This is a genomic window from Variovorax boronicumulans, from assembly GCF_019352895.1.
Lineage (GTDB): Bacteria > Pseudomonadota > Gammaproteobacteria > Burkholderiales > Burkholderiaceae_C > Variovorax > Variovorax boronicumulans_A.
In genome coordinates, this window is the sequence record NZ_JAAAFX010000004.1 from 2569822 (window position 1) to 2594567 (window position 24746).

The 24746-nt window shown below is 69.8% G+C and carries 21 protein-coding genes; 17 read left to right on the plus strand and 4 right to left on the minus strand.

Annotated features, from left to right (window positions below):
• Nucleotides 1-24 precede the first annotated feature (24 nt).
• The 16 genes from gspG to K0H49_RS13680 all read left to right on the plus strand — a co-directional run bounded on the left by gspG (nt 25) and on the right by K0H49_RS13680 (nt 17875).
• Nucleotides 25-465, plus strand: coding sequence for a type II secretion system major pseudopilin GspG (gene gspG / locus K0H49_RS13605; protein ID WP_219212903.1), 441 nt, complete (start codon nt 25-27; stop codon nt 463-465).
• A complete protein-coding gene (locus K0H49_RS13610) occupies nt 440-943 on the plus strand; it encodes a prepilin-type N-terminal cleavage/methylation domain-containing protein (RefSeq protein WP_219212905.1) in 504 nt (167 codons plus the stop codon). The genes gspG and K0H49_RS13610 overlap by 26 nt, the downstream gene beginning before the upstream one ends.
• The gene (gene gspI / locus K0H49_RS13615; protein ID WP_219212907.1) at nt 940-1317 is read left to right on the plus strand and encodes a type II secretion system minor pseudopilin GspI; all 378 of its coding nucleotides are present in this window, start codon (nt 940-942) and stop codon (nt 1315-1317) included. Before K0H49_RS13610 ends, gspI begins: the two co-directional genes overlap by 4 nt.
• Nucleotide 1318: 1 nt before the next feature.
• A complete protein-coding gene (locus K0H49_RS13620) occupies nt 1319-1960 on the plus strand; it encodes a PulJ/GspJ family protein (protein ID WP_219212909.1) in 642 nt (213 codons plus the stop codon).
• Nucleotides 1957-2973: a type II secretion system minor pseudopilin GspK gene (gspK, locus tag K0H49_RS13625; protein ID WP_219212911.1), complete on the plus strand. Its 1017-nt coding sequence runs from the start codon at nt 1957-1959 to the stop codon at nt 2971-2973. Before K0H49_RS13620 ends, gspK begins: the two co-directional genes overlap by 4 nt.
• 123 nt (nt 2974-3096) lie before the next feature.
• Nucleotides 3097-4302 carry a type II secretion system protein GspL gene (gene gspL / locus K0H49_RS13630; RefSeq protein ID WP_219212913.1) on the plus strand — a complete coding sequence of 402 codons (1206 nt, stop codon included), beginning with the start codon at nt 3097-3099 and terminating at the stop codon, nt 4300-4302.
• Nucleotides 4299-4862 carry a type II secretion system protein GspM gene (gene gspM / locus K0H49_RS13635; protein WP_219212915.1) on the plus strand — a complete coding sequence of 188 codons (564 nt, stop codon included), beginning with the start codon at nt 4299-4301 and terminating at the stop codon, nt 4860-4862. The genes gspL and gspM overlap by 4 nt, the downstream gene beginning before the upstream one ends.
• Before the next feature lie 11 nt (nt 4863-4873).
• Nucleotides 4874-5671 carry a type II secretion system protein N gene (gene gspN / locus K0H49_RS13640; RefSeq protein WP_219212918.1) on the plus strand — a complete coding sequence of 266 codons (798 nt, stop codon included), beginning with the start codon at nt 4874-4876 and terminating at the stop codon, nt 5669-5671.
• Between the two features lie 2 nt (nt 5672-5673).
• Nucleotides 5674-7956: a type II secretion system secretin GspD gene (gspD, locus tag K0H49_RS13645; protein ID WP_219212920.1), complete on the plus strand. Its 2283-nt coding sequence runs from the start codon at nt 5674-5676 to the stop codon at nt 7954-7956.
• Between the two features lie 13 nt (nt 7957-7969).
• Nucleotides 7970-9388 (plus strand): type II secretion system ATPase GspE, encoded by a 1419-nt coding sequence (gene gspE, locus K0H49_RS13650; RefSeq protein ID WP_219212921.1) that lies wholly within the window; start codon nt 7970-7972, stop codon nt 9386-9388.
• Nucleotide 9389: 1 nt separating this feature from the next.
• A complete protein-coding gene (gspF, locus tag K0H49_RS13655) occupies nt 9390-10622 on the plus strand; it encodes a type II secretion system inner membrane protein GspF (RefSeq protein WP_219212922.1) in 1233 nt (410 codons plus the stop codon).
• Between the two features lie 5 nt (nt 10623-10627).
• Nucleotides 10628-11527, plus strand: a complete 900-nt coding sequence (locus tag K0H49_RS13660) for a 5'-nucleotidase (protein ID WP_219212924.1) — start codon at nt 10628-10630, stop codon at nt 11525-11527.
• A gap of 251 nt (nt 11528-11778) precedes the next feature.
• Nucleotides 11779-11964, plus strand: a complete 186-nt coding sequence (locus K0H49_RS13665; RefSeq protein ID WP_219212926.1) for a hypothetical protein — start codon at nt 11779-11781, stop codon at nt 11962-11964.
• A gap of 20 nt (nt 11965-11984) precedes the next feature.
• A complete protein-coding gene (locus tag K0H49_RS13670; RefSeq protein ID WP_219212928.1) occupies nt 11985-14231 on the plus strand; it encodes a phosphocholine-specific phospholipase C in 2247 nt (748 codons plus the stop codon).
• 19 nt (nt 14232-14250) lie between these two features.
• Nucleotides 14251-15648 carry an 8-oxoguanine deaminase gene (locus K0H49_RS13675; protein WP_219212930.1) on the plus strand — a complete coding sequence of 466 codons (1398 nt, stop codon included), beginning with the start codon at nt 14251-14253 and terminating at the stop codon, nt 15646-15648.
• Between the two features lie 217 nt (nt 15649-15865).
• Nucleotides 15866-17875, plus strand: a complete 2010-nt coding sequence (locus K0H49_RS13680) for a lipoxygenase family protein (RefSeq protein ID WP_219212932.1) — start codon at nt 15866-15868, stop codon at nt 17873-17875.
• Between the two features lie 125 nt (nt 17876-18000).
• Here K0H49_RS13680 and K0H49_RS13685 read toward each other — a convergent pair whose 3' ends face one another.
• From K0H49_RS13685 to K0H49_RS13695, 3 genes are all read right to left on the minus strand, one after another.
• Nucleotides 18001-19716 (minus strand): putative 2-aminoethylphosphonate ABC transporter permease subunit, encoded by a 1716-nt coding sequence (locus tag K0H49_RS13685; RefSeq protein WP_219212934.1) that lies wholly within the window; start codon nt 19714-19716, stop codon nt 18001-18003.
• 100 nt (nt 19717-19816) lie between these two features.
• Nucleotides 19817-20890: an ABC transporter ATP-binding protein gene (locus K0H49_RS13690; RefSeq protein ID WP_219212935.1), complete on the minus strand. Its 1074-nt coding sequence runs from the start codon at nt 20888-20890 to the stop codon at nt 19817-19819.
• Nucleotides 20891-20915: 25 nt separating this feature from the next.
• The gene (locus tag K0H49_RS13695; protein WP_219212937.1) at nt 20916-21950 is read right to left on the minus strand and encodes a putative 2-aminoethylphosphonate ABC transporter substrate-binding protein; all 1035 of its coding nucleotides are present in this window, start codon (nt 21948-21950) and stop codon (nt 20916-20918) included.
• Nucleotides 21951-22215: 265 nt separating this feature from the next.
• On the opposite strand from K0H49_RS13695, the gene K0H49_RS13700 reads away from it, so the two are divergent.
• On the plus strand, nt 22216-24006 hold the full coding sequence (locus tag K0H49_RS13700) for an ABC transporter ATP-binding protein/permease (protein ID WP_219212939.1): 1791 nt from the start codon (nt 22216-22218) through the stop codon (nt 24004-24006).
• On the opposite strand, the gene queC is transcribed toward K0H49_RS13700, so the two are convergent.
• Nucleotides 23988-24692, minus strand: a complete 705-nt coding sequence (gene queC / locus K0H49_RS13705; protein WP_219212941.1) for a 7-cyano-7-deazaguanine synthase QueC — start codon at nt 24690-24692, stop codon at nt 23988-23990. The two genes, K0H49_RS13700 and queC, sit on opposite strands and share 19 nt — an antisense overlap.
• Nucleotides 24693-24746 lie beyond the last annotated feature (54 nt).

Sequence of the window (24746 nt, forward strand, 5' to 3'; positions counted from 1 at the left end):
ATGTCAACGACCGATACTTTTCCCATGCCTTCCTACCGCAGCCCTACCGCACGCGCCCTGCAGCGCGGCTTCACGCTGATCGAACTGATGGTGGTGCTGGTCATCATCGGCGTGCTGGCCGCGCTGATCGTGCCCAACGTGATCGGCCGTGCCGACGACGCGCGCGCCACCGCCGCCAAGACCGACGTCAACAACATCATGCAGGCGCTCAAGCTCTACCGCCTGGACAACCAGCGCTACCCGACGGCCGAACAAGGCCTGCAGGCGCTGGTGACGCGCCCCACCACCGGCCCCGCCGCCCCGAACTGGAAGCCCTACGTCGAGAAGCTTCCCAACGACCCCTGGGGCCGCCCTTACCAGTACCTGAACCCCGGCATCAAGGGCGAGATCGACGTGCTCTCGCTGGGTGCCGACGGTCAGCCCGGCGGGGAGGGCAACAATGCCGACGTCGGCAGCTGGCAGTAAGCAAGCCTCGCCGCGCAACGCCCGAGCCCCTGCACGCCTCCACGGCTTCACGCTGCTGGAATTGCTGGTGGTGATCGCGATCATCGCGATGGCCACCGCCGGCGTCGGCCTGGCGCTGCGCGATTCGGGACAGGCCTCGCTCGAGCGCGAAGGCGACCGGCTCGCCGCGCTGCTCGAATCGGCACGCGCCCAGTCGCGGGCCAGCGGCGCGGTGGTGCGCTGGCACCTCACGCCGCAGGGGCCGGGCGCCTTCGCCTTCGATGGCCTGCCGCCGGACGCACTTCCCACCCACTGGATGGCCGAGGGCATCAGCGCGCAGCCGATCGCGTCCGACGGCCAGCCGACCGCCGCCCTCCAGCTGGGGCCCGAACCCATCATCGCGGCGCAACAGGTGCTGATCACCAGCAACACCCCTCCGGGGCGAAGCCTGCGCATCGCCACCGATGGCTTGCGGCCCTTCGCCGTGACCTCGCCATGACGCGCCGCGCCGCCGCTGCCGTCGCCGCGGGCTTCACGCTGATCGAGGTGCTGGTCGCGCTGGCCATCGTCGCCATTGCCCTGGCGGCCGGCACGCAGGCCGTGTCGGCGCTGACCCGCAATGCCCAGCGCCAGAGCGACGTGATGCTGGCCCAGCTCTGCGCCGAGAACGAACTGGTCAAGGCCCGCCTGGCGCGCCAGATGCCCGCCGTCGGCACCGCCACGCTGGTCTGCAGCCAGGCCGGCATGGATTTCGCCGTCACGATCTCGACCACGCAGACGCTCAACCCCAACTTCCGTCGCGTCGACGTGCAGGTGCGCGATGCGTCCGACGCGTCGGTGCTGCAGGTCTCGACGGTGATCAGCCGCTACTGACATGCGCACCCGAACAAGTGCCGGCGGGTTCACGCTGATCGAGCTGCTGGTCGCGATCGCGGCCATGGCACTGCTCGCCCTGATGAGCTGGCGCGGCATCGACGGCATGACGCGCGCGCAGGCGCAGACGCAGGCCCGTGGCGACGCCGTACTGACCCTGCAGACCACGCTGTCGCAATGGTCCACGGACCTCGATGCCACGGTGACCCTGACGCAGTTGCGGCCGATCGAATGGAACGGCAGCGTGCTGCGGCTCACGCGCCGCAACGCCGACAACACCCTGCCCGCGCTCTACGTGGTGGCCTGGGCCCTGCATACCGACGCTGCCGGTGCCACGCAGTGGCAGCGCTGGCAATCGCCCGCCATCGTGACGCGCGCCGAATGGCAGCAAGCCTGGGACCGCGCCGGTGCCTGGGGCCAGGAAGGCGTCGTGGCCGGCGGCAGCGCGCTGTCGCTGATCCCGCTGGCCAGCTGGCAGCTCGCCTACTTCCAGGGCGGCGTCTGGACGGAGGCGGTCAGCTCCGAGGCCAACACGATTCCCGAAGGCATCCGGCTGGTGCTGCAGCTGCCGCCCGGCGCCTCCCTGACCGGCACGCTGACCCGCGACTGGGTCCGGCCGACCGCCGCCACCCCGAAGACATGAGCACGCCACGCCCCACCTCCGCCGGCCGACAGGCTGGTGCCGCCCTGCTGGCCGCGATGCTCACGGTCACGTTGGTGGCCACCTTTGCTGCCGCGGCGCTGTGGCAGCAGTGGCGCGCGACCGAGGTCGAGTCGGCCGAACGCGCGCGGGTCCAGGCCGCCTGGGTGCTGATCGGCGCGCTCGACTGGTCGCGCCTGATCCTGCGCGAAGACGGCCGCAGCGGCGAGACGGACAACCTGACCGAACCCTGGGCCGTGCCACTGGAGGAAGCGCGGCTGTCGAGCTTCCTGGCGGGCGACAAGAATGTCTCGAGCGACGCCCTCGAGGGCCTGCCCGACGCCTTCCTGTCGGGCCGCATCGTGGATGCGCAGTCCAAGCTCAACGTGATGAACCTGGTGGCCGAAGGCAAGCCGGTGCCCGCGGCCGTGGCCGCGTTCACCAAGCTGTTCGGACTGCTGAACCTGCCGGGGCAGGAGGTGGCGGTCATGACCAACGCCCTGCAGCGCGCCAATCCACCGCCGGTCGTCCCCTCGCCGAACGGCGGCACGCCGGTCAGCACACCAGCGGACGACACCGACAAGCCGCTGATTCCGCAGCAGGTGTCGCAACTGACCTGGCTCGGCGTCTCGCCCGCCACGGTGGCGGTGATCGAGCCGTACGTCACGGTGCTGCCGGAGCGCACCCCGCTCAACATCAACACCGCCAGCGCCGAAGCCCTGTATGCGAGCATTCCGGAACTCGACCTTGCCGGCGCCCAACGCCTGGTGACCCAGCGGGCGCGCAGCTACTTCCGAAGCCCGGCCGATGCAAAACCCTTCATGGGCTCGGCGCAGTTCCCCGATGGACAGCATGGCGTGAAAACCGGCTACTTCGAAGTGCACGGCCGGCTGCGGCTCGATCGCCACTGGGTCGATGAGCACTCCCTGGTGAAGCGCAACGGCATGGAAATCACCATCCTGTGGCGAGAACGTGGCGCCGGTGCGAGCTTGTTACCGGATAAGCCACAACGTTAAAACACGCTGACATAAAGATCAATTAAAAGACGCTGCAGCACGCATCGGCACTGAATCGATCGCTATGAACTCCATAGCGAAAGCGGTCAGCCCTCTCCTACAATAGCCCCCTTTTCGACCGCCATGCCCCTGCTCATCGTCACCCTTCCCCCTCCACCCGCGCCCACCGGTGGCGAGTACGGCTGGGCGACGTGGTCCAGCGACGGGCGCAAGCTGCAGGGCGAGGGCAGCGCGTTGCCGGCCTTGCTCCCCGCCAGCGACGAGCTGACGCTGGCACTGCCCGCGGCGGGACTGTCCTGGCACCAGCTCACGCTGCCCCAGGGCAGCCTGAGCAGCACCGCACGACTGCGTGCCGTGCTCAACGGCCTGCTCGAAGACCGGCTGCTCGAGGAGCCCGAGAACCTGCACTTCGCCCTCGAGCCCGATGCCGCCGTCGGCAGACCCGTGTGGGTCGCGGCCTGCAACAAGGCCTGGCTGCGCAGCGCGGTGCAAGCGCTCGAAGGCTCGGGCCATCGCGTCAACCGCATCGTCCCCGAGTTCGTGCCTCAACCCGCGGGCGCCCCGGCACAGCTGTTCGCCACCGGTCAACCCGACAACGCGCTGCTCACGCTGTGCGACGGCCAAGGCGTTCTCACGCTGCCGCTCGCGCCCGCCGGCGTGGCCGCCCTGGGCACGCTGCCCGAAGACACGCTGGCATGGGCCGAGCCGGCCGTGGCCGAACGGGCCGACGACCTGCTCGCGCGCCGTGTGCCGATCACCAAACCGAGCGAGCGCTGGCTGCAGGCCGCGCAGTCCGGCTGGGACCTCGCCCAGTTCGACCTGGCCTCCACCGGCCGCGCGCGCGCCAGCAAGAAGCTCGGCGCGATCGTGCAGACGCTGTGGCGCGGCCCGCAGTGGCGCGCCGCGCGCTGGGGCGTGCTGCTGCTGCTGGCCGCACAACTCATCGGCGTGAACGCCTGGGCCTGGAAGGAACGCCAGGCACTCGATGCCAAACGCAGCGCGATCCGCACCATCCTGGTCCAGACCTTTCCGTCGGTCCCGGTCTACGAACCGCAGCTGCAGATGGCCCGCGAGGTGGCCACGCTGCAGCAGGCCACCGGCGGCGTCTCGCCGGCCGATCTCGAGCCCATGCTGGGCGCGCTGGCCACGAGCCTGCCGGCCGGCCGCATCCCCACCGCCGTCGACTACAGCGCCGGTCAGCTGCGCCTGCGCGGCCTGGCGCTGGGCATGTCTGAAACCAATGCCTTGTCGACCACGCTGGCCTCGCGCGGCTACAGCGCGCGCAGCGAAGGCGACCTGCTGCTGGTGCAGGCGGAGGCCCAACGATGAGCACGTGGATCGACAAACTGCAGGCCCGCTGGGCTGCCTGGTGGCCGGCGCTGGCACCGCGCGAGCAACGCCTGGTCCAGGGCATGGCCGCGCTGGTGCTGCTGGCCCTGCTCTGGTGGGTGGCGCTGGCACCGGCCCTGCGCACGCTGTCCACCGCGCCGGCCGCGCATGCCGAACTCGACGCCCAGCTGCAGCGCATGAGCGCACTGCAGATCCAGGCCAAGGCCCTGCAATCGCAGCCCCGTGCCAGCCGTGACGAAGCCTTGCGCGCCATCGAATCCTCGGTGCAGCAAAGCCTGGGCGCCAATGCGCAGATGCAGGTCGCCGGTGCCGGCGAAGGCGTGCTGGTCACGCTGCGCGGCACCTCGGCCGACGGCCTGGCGCAATGGCTGGCCCAGGCGCGCGGCAACGCCCGCGCAGTGCCGCGTGAAGTGCACCTGACGCGCTCGCAGGCGGGCGCCGCGCCGGCGACGCGCGGCCCCACCACGGCCGCCCCCGCACCGGCAGATGCCCTGGTGCGCTGGGACGGCACGCTGGTCATGAACCTGCCTGCGAAGTGAGGCCGCTCCGCATGGCGCCCCGCTCCTCTTCTCTCGCGCCGCCCACCGCCGGCTGGCGCTGGGCGCTCGTCGGCGCGCTGCTGGGCGCGGTCGCGACGCTGGCCTTCTATGCACCCGCACGCTGGCTGGCCGCGGCACTGGCCGAGCTCAGCGGCAACCAGCTGCAGTTGATCAACGCACGCGGCACGGTCTGGAACGGCAACGCCGGCGTGGTGTTCTCCAGCGGTGGACGCGGCGCCGAATCGATCTCGCTGCCCGGCACGCTGAGCTGGACGCTGCGGCCGGGCTGGGGTGCCGTCAATGCCGCCTTCACGCTGCCCTGCTGTGCGCCGCAGCCGCTGCGCCTGCAGGTCCGGCCTCGCGCCGGCGGTGCGCTGCTCGCCTGGAGCGACGGCCGCTCGAACTGGCCTGCGGCCATGCTCAGCGGCTTCGGCGCGCCCTGGAACACGCTCAAGCCCGAAGGCATGCTCGAACTGTCGACGCAGGCCTTCACCATGGAATTCAAGGGCCGGGCACTCGGCCTCGCGGGCCGGGCCACGCTCGACGCCACCGACATCTCGTCGAGTCTCTCGACGCTGCGCCCCATGGGCAGCTACCGCGTGACCGTCGAAGGCGGCCCCGCGCCGAGCCTGCTGCTGACCACCCGTGAAGGCAGCCTCGTGCTCAGCGGCAGCGGCCGCTGGAGCGGCACCGCCATGCGCTTCGACGGCGAGGCCAGTGCGGCCCCGGGCCGCGAAGACGCGCTTTCGAACTTGTTGAACATCATCGGGCGGCGCCAAGGCACGCGCTCGCTCATCACACTGGGTTGACCATGAAGCATCTGTCTTCTCACGGCATGCGCCTCGGCCTTGTCGCACTCGCGGCACAGGTCCTGATGACCGCCTGCCTTCCCGCGGCCTTCGCGCAGGATGCGCCGCGCCGCGGCGAGCCGATCACGCTGAACTTCAGCAGTGCCGAGATCGAATCGGTGGCACGCACCATGGCCGTGATCACCGGTCGCGACGTGGTGGTCGATCCACGCGTCAAGGGCACGATCAGCCTGCAGACCGACCGCGCCATCCCGCCAGCGGCGGCCTTCAACCAGTTCGCGGCGGCGCTGCGGCTGCAGGGCTTCGCGATCGTCGAGGCCGACGGGCTCTACAAGATCGTGCCCGAGGCCGACGCCAAGCTGCAGAGCAGCACCGTGGTCAGCTCCACCGGTGCCGCGGCCCGCATGAGCGGCAACCAGATCGTCACCCAGGTCTTCAAGCTCAACTACGAGGCGGCCAACAACCTGCTGCCGGTGCTGCGCCCGCTGATCGCGCCGAACAACACCATCAACGTGAACCCCGGCAACAACTCGCTGGTGATCACCGACTACGCCGAGAACATGCAGCGCCTGGCGCGCATCGTGGCCTCGCTCGACGTGCCCAACGCGTCGGACATCGAGGTGATCCAACTGCGCCATTCCGTGGCCACCGACATGGTGCCGCTGATCACGCGGCTGATCGAAGGCGGCAGCGCCACCGGCCCGGCGGGCGCCGCACCCGGCACGGTCGACGCCACCTTCCGCACCACGCTGGTGGCCGACCCGCGCAGCAACGCGCTGATCCTGCGCGCGGCCAATCCGGCCCGCGTCCAGCTGGTGCGCACGCTGGTCGACAAGCTCGACCGCCCGGCCTTCGACAACGGCAACGGCGCGGCCGGCAACATCTACGTGGTGTACCTGAAGAACGCCGACGCGGTGCGGCTCGCCACCACGCTGCGCGCCGCCATGTCGACCGATGCCCGCGGCACCGGCGGCAACTCCGGCGCGGCCGGCACGCTGGGCAGCGCCACCAACCCGCAGACCGTGGGCCAGACCGGCAACACCAGCCAGAGCGGCAGCACCACCAGCGCCGCGGCCACCACGCCGCTCAACAACGCCAACCAGCCCTCGACCGGTGGCCAGATCCAGGCCGACCCCTCGACCAACTCGCTGATCATCTCGGCGCCCGAGCCGCAGTACCGCCAGCTGCGCGCGGTGATCGACAAGCTCGACAGCCGCCGTGCGCAGGTGATGGTCGAAAGCCTGATCGTCGAGGTCAACGCCGACAAGGCGGCCGAGTTCGGCGTGCAGTGGCAGACCGCCATCGGCTCCACCGGCGCGGTCGGCACCAACTCCAGCCTCGGCGGCCAGAACATCTTCAATCTCTCGGCCGCCACAGCGGCCGGCGGCGTGCCCTCGCAGCCCTCGAGCGGCTTCAACATCGGCCTGGGCACCAAGATCAACGGCGTGAACGCGCTGGGCCTGGTGGCGCGCTTCCTGCAGAGCAACGGCGAAGGCAACGTGCTCTCGACGCCCAACCTGCTGACGCTGGACAACGAGGAAGCCAAGATCGTGATCGGCCAGAACGTGCCCTTCGTGACCGGCCAGTACACCAACACCGGCAGCAGCAGCACCAACGTCAGCCCGTTCCAGACCGTCGAGCGCAAGGACGTCGGCCTGACGCTGCGCGTGCGGCCGCAGATCAGCGAGAACGGCACGGTCAAGATGACCATCTTCCAGGAAGTGTCGAGCGTGGTCGCGGGCACCGCCAACAACACCAACGGACCGACCACCTCCAAGCGCTCGATCGAATCGAGCGTGCTGGTGGACGACGGCAGCATCATCGTCATCGGCGGCCTGCTGACCGACGAGTACGCGCGGGCCGACGAGAAGGTGCCCGGCCTGGGCGACATCCCGGTGCTCGGCAACCTGTTCAAGAGCGAGACGCGCAGCCGCAAGAAGACCAACCTGATGGTGTTCCTGCGGCCGATGGTGCTGCGCGACAGCATCAGCGGCGAGGCGGTCGCGACCGAGCGCTACGACATGCTGCGCACCCTGCAGCAGAACCTGCAGCCGGCCACCGACAACGTGATGCTGCGCGGCGTGACCGAGGCGCCCGTGCTGCCCCAGCTGCCCCAGCTGCTGCTGCAGCCGACGCCCGACTCGAACGACAGCAGCCGGCGCATCGAGGGCACGCGCCTGATCCCGCCGCCGATGATCGACAACAGGGTCGCGCCCAAGGACACGCCGCTCAAGGGCACGCTGCCCCCGACCGCCGACCCCGCGACCACGCGCGAACTGCCCTGAGCACCGACGGGCGATGCGTTACCCCCTCCCCTACGCCTTCGCGCGTGCCCAGCAGCTGCTTCTGGAAGAAGCCGACGACGGCAGCCTGACGCTCTGGATGCCGAGCGACCCGCCACGCAGCGCGCTGGGCGAAGTCGCACGCCGCTTCCCGATCAAGACCTTCGAGCCGCTGCCGACCGAGCAACTGGCGCAGCGCATCAGCGCCGCCTACTCCAACGGCGAATCGAACGCCGCCACGGTGGTCAGCGAAGTCCAGGGCGAGGCCGACCTCTCGCGCATGATGCAGGAGCTGCCGGCCGTCGAGGACTTGCTGGAATCGGCCGGCGACGCGCCCATCATCCGGATGCTCAACGCGCTGCTCACCCAGGCCGCGCGCGACGGCGCCAGCGACATCCACATCGAACCCTACGAGCGCACGTCGTCGGTGCGCTTTCGCATCGACGGCACGCTGCGCGAAGTGGTCAAGCCCAACCGCGCGCTGCATGCCGCGCTGATTTCGCGGCTGAAGATCATGGCCGACCTCGACATCGCCGAGAAGCGCCTGCCGCAGGACGGCCGCATCTCGCTGCGCATCGGCACCCGCGCGGTCGACGTGCGCGTGTCGACGCTGCCCAGCGCGCACGGCGAACGCGCGGTGCTGCGGCTCTTGGACAAGAACGAGAGCAAGCTCACGCTCGAATCGGTGGGCATGCTGGGCGACACGCTGTCGCGCTTCGAGACGCTGATCGCGCAACCGCACGGCATCATCCTCGTGACCGGCCCGACCGGCTCGGGCAAGACCACCACGCTGTACTCGGCGCTGGCGCGGCTCGACGCCACGCGCAGCAACATCATGACGGTCGAGGACCCGATCGAGTACGAGCTGGCCGGTGTCGGCCAGACGCAGGTCAATGCCAAGATCGACCTGACCTTCGCCAAGGCCCTGCGCGCGATCCTGCGGCAGGACCCGGACGTGATCATGATCGGCGAAATCCGCGACTTCGAGACCGCGCAGATCGCCATCCAGGCCTCGCTCACCGGCCATCTGGTGCTCGCCACGCTGCACACCAACGACGCGGTCAGCGCCGTCACCCGGCTCACCGACATGGGCGTCGAACCCTTCCTGCTGAGCTCCTCGCTGCTGGGCGTGCTCGCGCAGCGGCTGGTGCGCCGGCTGTGCCCGACCTGCGCCCAGCGCGCGGAGAACGGCGAGGCCGCGCCGGTCGGCTGCGACGCCTGCGGCCAGACCGGCTACCAGGGCCGCACCGGCATCTTCGAACTGCTGGTGGCCGACGAGGCCGTGCAGTCGCTGATCCACAGCCGTGCGCCCGAAAGCCAGATCTTCACCGCAGCCGAACGCGGCGGCCTGCGCTCGATGCGCGCCGACGGCGAGCGGCTGGTGCAGGCCGGCATCACCTCGCGCGCCGAGCTGCTGCGCGTGACGCGAGACTGACGTGCCCGCCTATTCCTTCGAAGCCATCGACGCGCAGGGCAACGCCCGCAAGGGCGTGCTCGAGGCCGACACCGCGCGCAATGCGCGCGGCATGCTGCGCGCGCAGCAACTCATTCCGCTCGAAGTCACGATCGTCGGCGACGCCAGTGCGCAACGGCGCGAATCGGGCGGTTGGCGCAATCTCTTCGGCGGCGCCCGGGCCTTCAGCACCACCGAGCTGGCGGTGTGGACGCGGCAGATCGCGGGCCTGGTGTCCTCCGGGCTGCCGCTGGAACGCGCGCTCACCGCGCTGACCGACGAGGCCGAGCGCGAGAACCAGCGCAACCTCGTGGCCTCGCTGCGCGCCGAGGTCAATGCCGGCTCGCCCTTCGCGCGCGCGCTGGCGCAGCATCCGCGCGAGTTCTCGCCGATCTACACCGCGGTCATCGGGGCCGGCGAACACAGCGGCAACCTCGGCCTGGTGCTCGAGCGCCTGGCCGACGACCTCGAACAACGCCAGGCCTTGCAGCAGAAGCTGGTGGGCGCGGCGCTCTACCCGGCCATCGTCACGCTGGTGGCGATCGTGATCGTGATCTTCCTGGTGAGCTACGTGGTGCCGCAGGTGGCCAACGTGTTCGCCGGCACCAAGCGCGCGCTGCCCTTTCTCACCGTGGTGATGCTGGGCCTGAGCGCCTTCGTGCGCAACTACGGCTGGGCCATGCTGATCGTGCTCGCGGCCGGTGTGGTCACGGTGCGCACCGCGCTCGCGCGGCCGGCCTTCCGCGAAAAGTTCGATGCCGCCTGGCTCAACCTGCCGCTGGTGGGCAAGCTGGCGCGCGGCTACAACGCGGCGCGCTTCGCCAGCACGCTGGCCATGCTGACGACCGCCGGCGTGCCGATCCTGCGCGCGCTGCAGGCCGCGGCCGAGACGCTGGGCAACCGCGCGATGCGCGCCGACGCGCTCGATGCGCTGGTGCTGGTGCGCGAAGGCGCACCGCTGGCCTCGGCCCTGGCGCAGAAGAAGCGCTTCCCCGGCATCGTCTCGATGTTCGCGCGGCTGGGCGAACAGACCGGCACGCTGCCGCTGATGCTGCAGCGCGCCGCCACCCAACTCGGCGCCGAGGTGCAGCGCCGCGCGATGCACCTGGCCACCATCCTCGAGCCGTTGCTGATCGTGGGCATGGGCGGGGTCGTGATGCTGATCGTGCTCGCGGTGCTGATGCCGATCATCCAGCTCAACCAGTTCGTGAAGTAGACGCCATGGCCGCCACCCTCGACGACAAGCTGGTGGTGGCGATCTCCTCGCGTGCCCTGTTCAACCTCGAGGAAGAGAACAGGATCTTCGAGTCGGGCGACAACGAGGGCTACATGCGGCTGCAGCTGGAGCGCATCGACCAGCCGGCCGCGCCGGGCATCGCCTACTCGCTGATCCGCAAGCTGCTGCGCTTCAACGACGACGGCGTGCAGCGTGTCGAGGTGGTGATCCTCTCGCGCAACGACCCGGTCTCGGGCATGCGCATCTTCCGCTCCAGCACGGCCGCGGGCCTGCCGTTGCAGCGCGGCGTGTTCACCCAGGGCCGCGCGCCTTTCGGCTACCTGCGCGCGCTGCGGGCCCACCTGTTCCTCTCGGTCAACGCGCAGGACGTGCGCGAGGCGCTGCATGCCGGCTTTCCCGCGGCGCGCGTGCTGGTCGAGTCGGTCAAGGCCGGCGACGCCTTCCCCAACGAAGTGCGCATCGCCTTCGACGGCGACGCCGTGCTGTTCAGCGACGAGGCCGAGCGCGTGTTCCAGGCCGAAGGGCTCGACGCCTTCCAGCTGCACGAATCGAGCAAGGCCGAGCTGCCCCTGCCCGAGGGGCCGTTCAAGCCGCTGCTGATGGCCCTGCATCGCCTGCAGATGGCCGGCAACGCCTCGATGCGCATCCGCACCGCGCTGGTCACGGCGCGCAGCGCGCCGGCGCACGAGCGCGCGATCCGCACGCTGATGAACTGGAACATCCGCGTCGACGAGGCGATGTTCCTGGGCGGCCTGCCCAAGGGCGAGTTCCTGCGCGAGTTCGAGCCCGACTTCTTCTTCGACGACCAGACCGGTCACGTCGATGCGGCCGCGCGCCATGTGCCGGCCGGGCATGTGAGCAGCGGCATCAGCAACGAGCCCTGAGCGCCGCGCGCGACGCTGGGTCGCGCGTTCTTCCCTGCGGTTTTGCACGCCCCGAGGCGCCTCGGGCGCGATCTCGATGCACGCCATGTCATGGAACGTTCATCGCGGGGTCATGCCCGCTGCCTAGCCTCGCGCGGTGTCCGGTGCATGCGGCGGCGCCTGTTGGCAGCCCCCGATGCACACCCATGTTCCGGCGCACCCGCGCGCAGAGAAGCGCTCACCGACAACAACGATTCCGAGGATCCCACCCCATGCGAACTCCATCCCTTGGCGCGCGTCTCGCGACCGCGCTCGTGCTGGCGTGCGCGCTGTCCGCCTGCGGCGGCAGCAGCGACAACGGCACGCCGACCCCCACGCCGCCGACGACGCCCACCACCCCGACCACGCCGCCCGCACCCGACACCGGCGTGCCCCCCGTGATGCGCTGCGCGCCATGAACGATCCGAAGAAGCAAGCCATGAACTCCCGTCGCAAATTCCTCACCGGCACGGCCACCACCGGCCTGGCCGCGCTTTCGCTGAGCGCCTTCCCACCCAGCATCCGGCGCGCGCTTGCGATCCCGGCCAACAACAAGACCGGCACGATTCAAGACGTCGAGCACATCGTGATCCTGATGCAGGAGAACCGCTCCTTCGACAACTACTTCGGCACGCTGCCGGGCGTGCGCGGCTTCGGCGACCGCTTCACCGTGCCGCTGCCCGGCGGGCGCAACGTGTGGCAGCAGGCCGACGGCAACGGCCGGCTCGTGATGCCCTACCACCTCGACCAGTCCAAGGGCAACGCGCAGCGCGTGGACGGTACACCGCATGAATGGGACGACAGCCAGAACGCCTGGGACGGCGGCCGCCTCTCTCAATGGCCGCGCTACAAGCACGATGCATCCATGGGCTACTTCAAGGAAGCGGAAGTGCCGTTCCAGTTCTCGCTGGCCAACGCCTTCACGCTGTGCGACAGCTACCACGCCGCGATGCACACCGGCACCGATGCCAACCGCTCCTTCCATCTCACCGGCACCAACGGCCCGACCGCCCAGGGCGTGGCCTACGTCAACAACGAATGGGACTGGCTGGACGGGCGCGCGTCCGCGGTGAACACCGGCTATACGTGGAAGACCTATGCCGAGCGGCTCGAAGATGCGGGCGTCAACTGGATCTGCTACCAGAACATGCCCGACGAATGGGGCGACAACATGCTCGGCGCCTTCCGCCAGTTCCGCCGCGCCAACCGCGCCTCGGCCTTCCCGGTCTCCAGCGGCGGCGGCCCCGGCGCGCCGTATTCCAACCCCGGCCAGGCCGTGCCCTACCACGCCTACGACGCGGCCAGCGACAACCCCGGCAACCCGCTCTACAAGGGCATCGCCAACACCCTGCCGGGCACCAAGCCCGAGGAGTACCTCGACGCCTTCCGCAAGGACGTGCTGGCGGGCCGCCTGCCGCAGGTGAGCTGGATCAGTGCGCCCTCGGCCTACTGCGAGCATCCAGGCCCTTCCAGCCCGGTGCAGGGCGCCTGGTTCATCCAGGAGATCCTGGACGCCCTGACCGCCGCGCCCGAGGTCTGGAGCAAGACCGTGCTGCTGGTCAACTTCGACGAGAACGACGGTTTCTTCGACCACGTGCCTTCGCCTTCGGCACCCTCGCTCGACGCCAACAAGAAGCCGGCCGGCAAGACCACGCTGGCCGATGCCGACCTGGCGCACGAGTACTTCACACAGCCGCCGCCCGCGGGCAGCAGCTCGCAGCCCCCGACCGACAGCCGCGTCTTCGGCCCCGGCCCGCGCGTGCCGATGTACGTGATCTCGCCCTGGAGCCGCGGCGGCTGGGTCAACTCGCAGGCCTTCGACCACACCTCGGTGCTGCGCTTCATCGAGGCCCGCTTCGGCGTCAAGGAGCCGAACATCTCGCCCTTCCGGCGCGCGGTGTGCGGCGACCTCACGAGCGCCTTCAACTTCGCCACGCCCAACACCGAAACGCTGCCGACGCTCGGCGGGCGCCTGAGCCGGGACCAGGCCGACCAGTTGCGCACCGACCAGGGCAAGCTGCCCCAGGTGCCGCTGCCGCTCGATCCGCAGCTGCCGCGCCAGCCCACCGGCACCCGCCCTTCGCGCGCACTGCCCTACGAGCTGCATGCGAGCGCCAGGACCGATGCCCTCAGCGGCAGGGTGCAGCTGCTGTTCGCCAACAGCGGCAAGGCCGCTGCAGTGTTCCATGTCTACGACAAGCTCAACCTCGACCGCCTGCCGCGCCGCTACATGGTCGAAGCCGGCAAGACGCTCGACGACGCCTGGAGCGCGATGAGCGACAACGCCGGCGCCTACGACCTCTGGGTGCTCGGCCCGAACGGCTTCCATCGCCACTTCAAGGGCAACCTCAACACGCTGCGCGCGGGCGGTGCCGCCAACCCCGAGGTGCGGGTGTGCTACGACATCGCCAACGGCAACGTCTACCTGAGCATGCGCAACGACGGCAAGACCGCCTGCCGCTTCACCCTCGTCCCGAAGGCCTACCGCACCGACGGCCCCTGGACCGCGGAGGTGGCCGGTGGCGCCAGCGTGGACCAGCACTGGGAGCTCGCGGCCAGCGGCCAGTGGTACGACTTCGCGGTCACTTGCGATGCCGACCCGGCCTACTACCGCCGCTTCGCCGGCCGCGTGGAAACCGGCAAGCACACGGTGAGCGATCCGGCGATGGGCTTGTCCGAACGCTGAGCGGCGGCAGAATGCCGGCATGCTGATCCTTCGACATGCCGACGTTCTGGTCACCATGGACGCCGCGCGGCGTGAAATCGCCGACGGCGCCGTGGTGTGCGATGGCCCCGCGGTGGCCTGGGTGGGCCCCACGGCCGATCTGCCCGCCGTGTACCTGGACGCGTTGCGAAACGGCCGGGCCGAGGCCATCGACCTGCACGGCCACGTGCTGATGCCGGGCCTGGTCAACACCCACCACCACATGTACCAGAGCCTGACGCGCGCCGTGCCGGCCGCGCAGGACGCCGAGCTCTTCGGCTGGCTCACCAACCTCTACCTGCTCTGGGCCGGCCTCACGCCGGAGATGGTGCGCGTGTCGACACAGACCGCGATGGCCGAGCTGATGCTGTCGGGCTGCACCACCACCAGCGACCACCTCTACCTGTTCCCCAATGGCGCGCGGCTCGACGACTCGATCGAGGCGGCAGACGCGATGGGCATGCGTTTCCACGCGGCGCGCGGCAGCATGAGCGTGGGCCGCAGCCAGGGCGGCCTGCCGCCCGATGCGGTGGTGGAGAGCGAGGCCGCGATCCTGGCCGACAGCGAACGCCTGATCGACCGCTGGCACGACGCCTCGCGCCACAGCATGCGCCGCATCGTGCTCGCGCCCTGCTCGCCGTTCTCGGTCTCGCGCGACCTGATGCGCGAGTCGGCGGTGCTGGCGCGCACGCGCGGCGTGTCGCTGCATACCCACCTCGCCGAGAACGACAACGACGTCGCCTATTCGCGCGAGAAGTTCGGCATGACGCCGGCCGAATACGCCGAAGACCTGGGCTGGGTCGGCCGCGACGTCTGGCATGCGCACTGCGTCAAGCTCGATCCGGCGGGCATCGCGCTGTTCGGCCGCACCGGCACCGGCGTGGCGCATTGCCCCTGCTCCAACATGCGGCTCGGCTCGGGCATCGCGCCCATCGGCGCGATGCGCCGCGCCGGCGTGCCCGTGGGGCTGGGCGTGGACGGCAGCGCATCGAACGACGGTGCCCACATGCTGGGCGAGGCCCGGCAGGCGCTGCTGTTGCAGCGCGTGGGCCACGGCCCGGCCGCGATGACGGCGCGCGAGGCGCTCGAGATCGCGACGCTGGGCGGCGCAAAGGTGCTGGGCCGCGATGACATCGGCGCGCTCGCGCCCGGCATGTCGGCCGACCTCGTGGCCTTCGACCTGCGCGGCGTGGCGCATGCGGGTGCCGGCCACGACCCGGTGGCGGCGCTGGTGTTCTGCACGCCGGCCTCGACCGCGTTGAGCGTGATCGACGGTCAGGTGCGCATCCGCGACGGGCGCTTCACCGGCCTCGAGCTCGCACCCCTGCTCGCCCGGCATCGCGCGCTGGCACAGGCGCTGTACGAAAGCGCACGGCATCCGCACAGCGCGGGCCGCTGAGGCGGCGATCGGCCGCGCGGCTTTCGTTCGGCTTTCGCCCGTCGAGGAAAAACCGATCGCAGGGCGGCATTTTTCCTCGCATTCGCCTCGCAGGCGAAGACCGGCGTTGCCAACGCCAAGGCCCCTCCACAGAATCCGCAGCCGAATGGAACGAGCGTTCGATCTGGCTGTCACCTCTTCGAGCGCTCCCGAGATCACAACGTCAGGGAGTTCAACGATGAAGCGCAGAGAGATTCTCAAATGGTCCGCCTCGATGGGCGGCCTCGGCCTGCTCGCAGGGCAGGCATCCACCGCGACGGCGGCCATCCCCGTACTTCAGCCCCGGCTGCCGCAGAAGCTGGATCCGCTCAGCGCCGCGGCGCGGCGGCTCGAGCTGGCCGGACGCCAGGCCACCTATGTGTGGACCGAATCGCACGTCAACCTCGCCGGCGTGCCGATGGGCGCGGTGGTGCCGCCGGGCGAGCTGCCCGCCCTCGAGCACCAGCTCAAGACGCTCACCAAGGCGCTCGAGGCCGTGACCAACTTCGCGGCCTCCTTCGTCACCAGCGCACAGGCCCCGGGCAGCCTGCAGGCGCTCGACAACCTGCGCACGCGCCTCGCGAGCCTGCAGGCGGCCTTCGACCAGCTGCTGGCCGCGAACGGCGGCCTGCTCACCTTGCCCGCGACGGCGCTGGCCCTGCTCGCGGGCCTGGTCGGCACCGCAGGCGACATCGGCACGCAACTGCGGCAGATCCACCAGCAGTTGCTGTCGCAAGGCCCGCTGAACGCGTTGAGCGGACCGAAGACCGTGGCGCAGTACGACGCGCTCTTCGTGACCATCGAGAAGCCGGCGATCGCGCAGCTGCTGCATGACAACGAGCTGTTCGCCGCCATGCGCGTGGCCGGGCCGAATCCGATGCTGATCCAGCGGGCCGCGACGCTGCCCACCAAGTTCCCTTTGAGCGACGCGCAGTACCGTCAGGTGATGGGCGCCAACGACAGCCTCGCCGATGCCGCAGTCGCGGGCCGGCTGTACCTGCTCGACTACCAGGACCTGGGCGACATGGCGCCGCAGGGACCGACGAGCAAGCCGCTCACGGGCACGGGCTATGCCGCGGCACCCATCGCGCTGTTCGCGCGCCCCAAGACCGGCCGCTCGCTGGTGCCGGTCGCGATCCAGTGCGGGCAGGACGCGACGCGCAGCCCGATCTTCCTGCGCGTCGACGACCCGGCCGACACCGAGGCCTACTGGGCCTGGCAATCGGCCAAGACCGTGGTGCAGGTGGCCGACTTCAACTACCACGAGATGTTCGTGCACCTGGGACGCACGCACCTGATGTCCGAGGCCTTCGCGATGGCCACGCAGCGCCAGTTGCCCACCGCACATCCGCTGAGCCGGCTGCTGTCGCCGCACCTCGAGGGCACGATGTTCATCAACGAAGCCGCCACGCTGCTGATCATGGCACCGCTGACCACCGGCGACGTGATCCTCACCGCACCCATCGAGACGCTGCAGCGCGAATGCGGCCGCGACCGGCTGGCCTACGACTTCTATGACCGCATGATGCTGCCCAACGACCTGCGCACGCGCGGCGTCGACGACACGGCGGCCCTGCCCGACTACCCCTACCGCGACGACGCGTTGCTGGTGTGGAAGGCGATCGCGCAATGGGTCGGCGACTACGTCGCGACCTACTACCTGAGCGACGGCGACGTGACCCAGGACTACGAGCTCAAGGCCTGGGCCACCGAACTCGCGACCCACGGCAAGGTGCACGGCTTCCGGCCGATCACCACGCGCGCGCAACTGGTCGACGTTCTGACGGCGATCCTGTTCAACACCAGCGCGCAGCACGCGGCCGTGAACTTCCCGCAGTATTCGGTGATGAGCTACGCGCCCTTCAGCGCGGGCACGTCCGGCACACCGGCCCCCGTCTCGCGCACGGGCCAGACCGAAGCCGGCTGGTCGCAGAGGCTGCCTTCACGGCTCGCGGCGCAGGAGCAGATCCTGCTGTTCCACGTGCTCGGGGGCGTGTACTACCGGATGCTCGGCGAGTACAAGGACAACGCCTTCCCGCACCTGCCGGTGTTGATCGACCCCGCCATCGCAGGCCCCGGCGGGCCGCTGGAGCGCTTCCGCCGCGCGCTCGTCGGCATCGAAGGCACCATCCGCCAGCGCAACGCGGCGCGGTCGCGTCCTTACGAGCACCTGCTGCCGAGCCGCATTCCCTCGAGCACCAACATCTGAGGCCCGGGCCGCGGCGGACACCCGCTGCGGGCTTCACGCACGGCGCCCACGCGCCGGCACAGCGCGAAGGCGTGGGCGGGAAGGCTCGCCGACAGGCCATGCCGGCCCGCGCCGGGCGCCGGGCCTCAGCGGTGTCGCCAGCGCTGGGTCCGTTGCAGCGCCCCATGTCCGGCCAACGCGAACAGCCCACGGCCGATGGCCGCGGTGAGCATGATCAGCGAGGCCATGGCCGCGGCGGGCGCGACGTCGCCGGCATCGTCCATGTTGAGCACGGCGATGGCCGCCAGCGTGGTCTGCGGCGAATAGAGGAACACGACGGCCGACACGGTGGTCATCGCGTTGACGAAGAAGTAGCCGCCCACGTTGAGCACCGTGGGCAGCGCCACCGGCAGGTGCACCCGCCACAGCGTGCGCCAGAAGGGCACGCCCATCGACTCCGACACCCGCTCGTACTCGCGGTCGAGTTGGCGCAGCGCGGTGAGCGAGGTCAGGTGCGCCACCGAGAAGAAGTGCGCGACCGTGCACACCACCAGGATGGTCATGCTGCCGTAGATGGCGCGCAGCGGATTCGAGGGCGAGATGAAGAAGAAGATGTAGCCCACGCCCAGCACCAGCCCCGGCACCGCCAGCGGCAGGTTGGCCAGCAGGTTGAGCAGTTCGCGCAACAGGCCGAAGTGGCGCGGCTTCTCGACCAGGTAGGCCGAGACGAAGGTGAGCAGCGCGCCCGCCACCGCCGCGCACACGGCCAGGCGCAGCGAGTTGAAGTAGCTGCCCCAGCCGCCGCCATCCATGTTGCTGAAGTCGTAGTTCTTCAGCGAGGGCGTGAGCTTGTAGGGCCAGTAGCTGGCCAGCGAGGCGAACACGGCCATGCCGATCATCACCAGGATCGCGAGCGCCGTGAGCACGCAGAAGGCCAGCAGCGCGCGGTCGCGCGCGCGCACGGGTTCGGGCTGGTGGGGCGTCGCGCGCGCCGACAGCGCCGCGGCCTGCCGGCTGCGCACGCGGCGCTCGACCAGGAAGGACAGCACCGCCGGGATCAGCAGCACCAGCCCGACCACCGCGCCCATCTGGAAGTTCTGCTGGCCCACCACCTGCTTGTAGATGTCGGTGGCGAGCACGCCGGTCTGGCCGCCCACCACCTTGGGCACGCCGAAGTCGGTGATGACCAGCACGAACACCACCATCGCGGCCACGATCAGGCCATAGCGCGAAGCCGGCAACGTGACCGTGCGGAAGATGCGCCAGCGCGAGGCACCCATGGTCTGCGCCGCCTCGTAGAGCCGGCCGTCGGAGGTGGCCATGGCGGTGGTGAGGATCAGCAGTGCATGCGGCAGCGTCCAGAACACCGAGCCCAGCACGATGCCCAGCGGGCCGTAGATCGACATGTCCCCCAGCAGCCCCTTGAACAGGCCCTGGTTGCCGAACAGGTAGACCAGGCTGATGGCCGGCAGCAGCGAAGGCGCGAGCAGCGGCACCAGCGCCACCGCGCGCAGCAGGCCCTTGGCCGGCATGCACGACAGCGTGAGGCCGTAGGCGTAGACGTAGGCGATGGCGGTGCAGAGGACCGCGCTGATCGCCGCCAGCCAGAGACTGTTGAAGGCCGACTGCACGAGTGCGGGATTGTCGAGGTAGCGCGCGAAGTTCGCCAAGCCGACGAAGGCTCCCGAGCGGTCGAAGAAGCTCTGGCCGACCAGTGCGCCGACAGGCAGCGCGACGATCACCACCAGCAGCGCCACCACCAGCCCCACGGCGGCGCCGGTCAACCAGCGGTCGCGGTCGAAGGCGCTGGTGCGTGCCATCGCCGCCGGGGCGACGGCGATGGCGTCGGGTGTAGGGCTCATGCCAGGGCCCCCATGGAACCGGCTTCGCCGGGCCATGGGATGCGCCCCCTCGGGGGGGGATCCGAAGCGACACGAGGTGCGCGCGACATCGGGGGTGGCGTCATCGCTCCAGCACCGACAGCGCACTCGAAGGCAGCTGGATGTGCACCATGCTGCTGGGCACCAGCGGCTCGCCGCCATCGCCGCGCGCATCGGCGGGCAGTTCGGCCTCGATCTCGGTGCCCAGCGATTCGCAGGCCAGGCGGGCCGACGTGCGATGGCCGAAGAACTCGGTGTCGAGCAGGCGGGCCGCGAAGCTGTTGACGCCCAGCTCGGCACCGAAGCGCGAGACCACCACGTGTTCGGGCCGGATGCCCACCGTGGCCTGCGCGCCGACGCCGAGCTCGCCCGGCGCGCAGCACAGTTCGCTGTCGCGCACGCGCACCTTGCCATCGGCCAGCACGGTCGCGGGCAGCATGTTCATCCGGCCCACGAAGCCCGCGACGAAGCGGGTGCGCGGCTGGCGGTAGAGCTCGCCGGGCGTGCCGGCCTGCTCGATGCGGCCGTTGTGCATCAGCACCACGCGGTCGGCCATCGACAGTGCCTCTTCCTGGTCGTGCGTGACCATGATGGTGACGATGCCCAGGCGCTTCTGCAGCGCGCGGATCTCGCTGCGCAGGCTGGCGCGCACCTGCGCGTCGAGCGCGGACAGCGGCTCGTCGAGCAGCAGCAGGCGCGGATTGGGCGCGAGCGCGCGCGCCAGCGCCACGCGCTGCTGCTGGCCGCCCGAGAGCTGCACCGGGTACTTGTCGGCATGCGCGGCGAGCCCGACCAGGTCGAGCATCTCGCGCGAGCGTCTGGCCATCTCGCGCGCCAGCGCGCCGGTGGGATGCAGGCCGTAGGCGATGTTCTGCGCGGCCGTGAGGTTGGGGAACAGCGCATAGGACTGGAACACCACGCCGAAGCCGCGCGCCGCGGGCGGCAGGCGCGCGATGTCCTGGCCGTCCAGCAGGATCTGGCCGCGGTCGGCGTGCTCGATGCCGCAGACGATGCGCAGCAGCGTGGTCTTGCCGCAGCCCGAGGGGCCGAGCAGGCACACGAACTCGCCGGGTTCGATGTCGAGGTCGATGCCGTCGAGCACGCGCGTGGCGCCGAAGGACTTGCCGATGCCGCGGAGGGAAAGAAAGCTTGTCATGTGCGGCGGCGATCCCGAGGCCAGGTCAGATGGGCTTCTTCTCGGACTTCGACTCGTAGCGCTTCGACCATTCCGTCAGGATGCGTTCGCGGTTGGCCGCGGCCCAGGTGAAGTCGTTCTTGGCCAGCAGCTTCTCGACGTCGCCCGGCACGAACTCCAGCTTCTCCTGCACGCCCGGCAGCGCCAGCACCGCGAAGTTCTTCGCGTAGAGCTCGTTGGCCTGCTTGGTCACGGCCCAGTCGGCCAGCGCCTTGGCGGCTTCCTGCTTCTTGCTGGTCTTGAGGATGCCGGTGGCTTCCATGTCCCAGCCCAGGCCTTCCTTGGGCAGCACGATGTCGATCGGCGCGCCGTCGCGCTTGGTCTTGTTGGCGCGGTATTCGAAGGACATGCCGAGCGCAAACTCGCCCGCGCCGGCCTGGCGGCAGGGCTTGCTGCCCGACTGGCTGTAGATGCCGATGTTCTGGTGCAGCGCATCCATGTACTTCCACGCCTTGTCCTCACCCATCATCTGGATCCAGCCCGAGACCATCAGGTAGCCGGTGCCCGAGGCCGCCGGGTTCGGCATCGTGATCTGGCCCTTGTAGACCGGGTTGGTCAGGTCGGCCCAGCTGGTGGGCTTGGGCAGGTTCTTCTTCTGCGCCTCGACGGTGTTGAAGCAGATGGCCGAGGACCACACGTCCATGCCGACCCACTTGGGCGGGTTGGCAGGGTCGCGCATGGTGGCCTTGATGGCGTCCAGTCCCTTGGGCGCATAGGGCTGGAGCATGCCTTCCTTGTCGAGCAGCATCAGCGAGGTGGCGGCCAGGCCCCAGACCACGTCGGCCTGCGGGTTGGCCTTCTCGGCCAGCAGCTTGGCCGTGACGATGCCGGTGGAGTCGCGCACGAACTTCAGTTCGATCGTCGGGTTCTCCTTCTCGAAGGCAGCCTTGTAGGCCTGCACCTGGTCGGCCTCGAGCGCGGTGTAGACCAGCAGCTCGGTGCGGCCCTGCGCGGCCACGGTGAAGGCCATCGAGAGCAGGGCGGCCGGCACGAGGGCCCAGCGGAAAGAACGACGCAGCATGTGGGGAGTCCCTAGAAAAGGAGGATGGACGTGCACGGCGCACGCGGACACAGGTACAGGCGGCGATGCTCGCAGTGCCATGTGACAGAGATTTGTCAGCCGCGCGCTTCGCCTGCCGGCCTCGACCGATCGAGCCCCCATCACGCGCATGTCATGCAGACGACACACGGAGGGCGGCAGGCCGCTTCAGTCTCCCCTAAGGATTGGACTCATACGATGGCCTCCACCACGACGACCGGCGCCTGGCGCCTGCGAGGAAATCTGCATGTCTCCATCCATCTCAGCGCGTGCCGGCACCTTCGCCCAGGTGCTCAAGCGTGTGTTCACGCTCGCTGCGCCCTACTTCCGCTCGGAAGAGAAATGGCGCGCCCGCGCGATGCTGCTGGGCATCGTCGCGCTGAACCTGTTCTATGTGTACGTGGCCGTGCTCGGCAACCAGTGGTATGGCCGCTTCTACGACGCGCTGCAGAACAAGGATTCGGTGGTCTTCTGGCACGAGGTGGGCGTCTTCGGCTGGATCGCCTTCGCCAACATCGCGGTGCAGGTGCTCAAGTTCTATGTGACGCAGCTGCTGCAGCTGCGTTGGCGCGCCTGGATGACGCGCAGCTACCTGTCGCGCTGGATGGCCGACCGCACCTTCTACCACCTCGAACTCGCGCGCTACGCGGGGCAGAACGGGCAGACGCCGGACAACCCGGACCAGCGCATCCAGGAAGACATGCAGATCTTCACCAGCGCCACGATGTCCCTGTCGATGGGCCTGCTGAATGCCGTCGTCACGCTGATGAGCTTCATCGGCCTGCTGTGGGCGCTGTCGGGCAATTTCTCGTTCACCTTCCACGGCACCACCCACCAGGTCGTCGGTGCGATGGTGTGGGTCGCGCTCGCGTACTCCATCGTCGGCACCGTCATCACGCACTTCATCGGTCGCCCGCTGATCGGACTGAACTTCAGGCAGCAGCGCTACGAGGCCGATTTCCGCCACCACCTGGTGCGGGTGCGCGAGTACAGCGAGGCCATCGCACTGGACCAGGGCGAGACGGTCGAACGCGAGCGGCTCGAGCTGCGCTTCGGCGACGTGCTGCGCAACTACCTGCAGTTGATCAAGCAGCAGAAGAACCTGGTCACCTTCACCTCCTTCTTCGGGCAGGCGGCGGTGATCTTTCCGTTCCTGGTGGCCGGCCAGCAGTACTTCGGCGGCGCCTTCCAGCTCGGCCACCTGATGCAGATCGGCTCGGCCTTCGGCAAGGTGCAGGAGTCGCTCAGCTGGTTCGTCGACAACTACGACAGCGTGGCCGTGTGGCGCGCCACCACCGACCGCCTGACCAGCTTCGACGACGGCATGCGCGCCCATTCGGAGCGCTCAGACGGCTTGCAGCGCAGCCCCGCGGGCATGCTGCAGACCGACGACCTGGCAGTGGCACTGCCCAACGGCACGCCGCTGCTGGCCGGTGCCGCACTCGCGGTGAAGCCCGGCGACAGCGTGCTGCTGCAGGGCCCCTCGGGCAGCGGCAAGTCGACGCTGTTCCGCTCCTTCGCCGGCATCTGGCCGTTTTCGACGGGCCGGATGCAGGTGCCCGACAACGTGGCCTTCATGCCCCAACGCCCCTATGTGCCCGACGGCAAGCTGCGCGACGCGCTGACCTACCCCCACCCGGCCGCCGATTTCAGCGATGACCAGCTGCGACAGGCCCTGAACGAGGCCCTGCTGCCCGATCTCGCCGCGCGCCTGGACGACAGCGACGCCTGGAGCCAGAAGCTCTCGGGCGGCGAACAGCAGCGGCTGGCCATCGCGCGCGTGCTGCTCAAGAAGCCGGCCTGGCTGTTCGCCGACGAGATCACGAGCGCGCTGGACGCCGAAGCCGAAGGCGTGCTGTACAAGCGCCTGTCGGACACGGTGCAGGCCGCGGGCGGCGCGATGGTGTCGATCGCGCACCGCGCGGCCGTGGGCGACTTCCACAACCAGCGCTGGACGCTGGTGCCGCAGAAGGACGGCGACGCCGGTGGCGCGCGCTACCGGCTGAACACCGCCGGGATTCAGCCCGCGGCGGCGTAGCGCTCCCAGCCCTTCTGGCGCAGCTCGCAGGCCGGGCAGCTGCCGCAGCCATAGCCCCAGGGGTGGCGGTGGCTGCGGTCGCCCTGGTAGCAGGTGTGGGTCTCCTCGACGATCAGCTCGACCAGCGCATCGCCGCCGAGCCGATGCGCCATGGCCCAGGTCTGGGCCTTGTCGATCCACATCAGCGGCGTCTCGATGACCAACCGGCGCTCCAGCCCGAGCGACAGCGCGAGCTGCATCGCCTTCATGGTGTCGTCGCGGCAGTCGGGGTAGCCCGAGTAGTCGGTCTCGCAGACGCCGGTGACGATCACCTGCAGGCCGCGCCGGTAGGCCAGCGCGCCCGCGAGCGCCAGGAACAGCAGGTTGCGCCCGGGCACGAAGGTGTTGGGCAGGCCGTCGGCCTGCATCGCGAAAGCCACCTCTTCGGTCAGCGAGGAGCCGCCGAGCTGCGACAGGCTGTCGACCGTCAGCAGGTGGTCTTCGCCCAGGCGCGGCGCCCACTCCGGGAAGCGCTCGCGCAGTGTCGCCAGAACGGTGGCGCGCACATCGAGTTCGATACGGTGCCGCTGCCCATAGTCGAAGCCCAGGGTTTCGACGCGCTGGTACTTCGAAAGCGCATCGGCCAGGCAGGTGGTCGAGTCCTGGCCGCCGGAGAACAGGACGAGGGCGGTGGTGTGCACGGGCATTTCCTTCAACGGCCGGGCCGCTGCATTCAATCAAAGCCGCGATTTTCGCAGGCC

Bases quoted from the DNA above. Each gene is read 5' to 3' on its own strand.
- gspI (WP_219212907.1), top strand. From the start codon at position 940: ATGACGCGCCGCGCCGCCGCTGCCGTCGCCGCGGGCTTCACGCTGATC.
- K0H49_RS13665 (WP_219212926.1), top strand. From the start codon at position 11,779: ATGCGAACTCCATCCCTTGGCGCGCGTCTCGCGACCGCGCTCGTGCTG.
- gspD (WP_219212920.1), top strand. From the start codon at position 5,674: ATGAAGCATCTGTCTTCTCACGGCATGCGCCTCGGCCTTGTCGCACTC.
- gspK (WP_219212911.1), top strand. From the start codon at position 1,957: ATGAGCACGCCACGCCCCACCTCCGCCGGCCGACAGGCTGGTGCCGCC.
- queC (WP_219212941.1), bottom strand. From the start codon at position 24,692: ATGCCCGTGCACACCACCGCCCTCGTCCTGTTCTCCGGCGGCCAGGAC.
- gspN (WP_219212918.1), top strand. From the start codon at position 4,874: ATGGCGCCCCGCTCCTCTTCTCTCGCGCCGCCCACCGCCGGCTGGCGC.
- K0H49_RS13680 (WP_219212932.1), top strand. From the start codon at position 15,866: ATGAAGCGCAGAGAGATTCTCAAATGGTCCGCCTCGATGGGCGGCCTC.
- gspG (WP_219212903.1), top strand. From the start codon at position 25: ATGCCTTCCTACCGCAGCCCTACCGCACGCGCCCTGCAGCGCGGCTTC.
- K0H49_RS13670 (WP_219212928.1), top strand. From the start codon at position 11,985: ATGAACTCCCGTCGCAAATTCCTCACCGGCACGGCCACCACCGGCCTG.
- K0H49_RS13620 (WP_219212909.1), top strand. From the start codon at position 1,319: ATGCGCACCCGAACAAGTGCCGGCGGGTTCACGCTGATCGAGCTGCTG.
- K0H49_RS13685 (WP_219212934.1), bottom strand. From the start codon at position 19,716: ATGAGCCCTACACCCGACGCCATCGCCGTCGCCCCGGCGGCGATGGCA.
- gspL (WP_219212913.1), top strand. From the start codon at position 3,097: ATGCCCCTGCTCATCGTCACCCTTCCCCCTCCACCCGCGCCCACCGGT.
- gspE (WP_219212921.1), top strand. From the start codon at position 7,970: ATGCGTTACCCCCTCCCCTACGCCTTCGCGCGTGCCCAGCAGCTGCTT.
- K0H49_RS13690 (WP_219212935.1), bottom strand. From the start codon at position 20,890: ATGACAAGCTTTCTTTCCCTCCGCGGCATCGGCAAGTCCTTCGGCGCC.
- K0H49_RS13610 (WP_219212905.1), top strand. From the start codon at position 440: ATGCCGACGTCGGCAGCTGGCAGTAAGCAAGCCTCGCCGCGCAACGCC.
- K0H49_RS13660 (WP_219212924.1), top strand. From the start codon at position 10,628: ATGGCCGCCACCCTCGACGACAAGCTGGTGGTGGCGATCTCCTCGCGT.
- K0H49_RS13675 (WP_219212930.1), top strand. From the start codon at position 14,251: ATGCTGATCCTTCGACATGCCGACGTTCTGGTCACCATGGACGCCGCG.
- K0H49_RS13695 (WP_219212937.1), bottom strand. From the start codon at position 21,950: ATGCTGCGTCGTTCTTTCCGCTGGGCCCTCGTGCCGGCCGCCCTGCTC.
- K0H49_RS13700 (WP_219212939.1), top strand. From the start codon at position 22,216: ATGTCTCCATCCATCTCAGCGCGTGCCGGCACCTTCGCCCAGGTGCTC.
- gspM (WP_219212915.1), top strand. From the start codon at position 4,299: ATGAGCACGTGGATCGACAAACTGCAGGCCCGCTGGGCTGCCTGGTGG.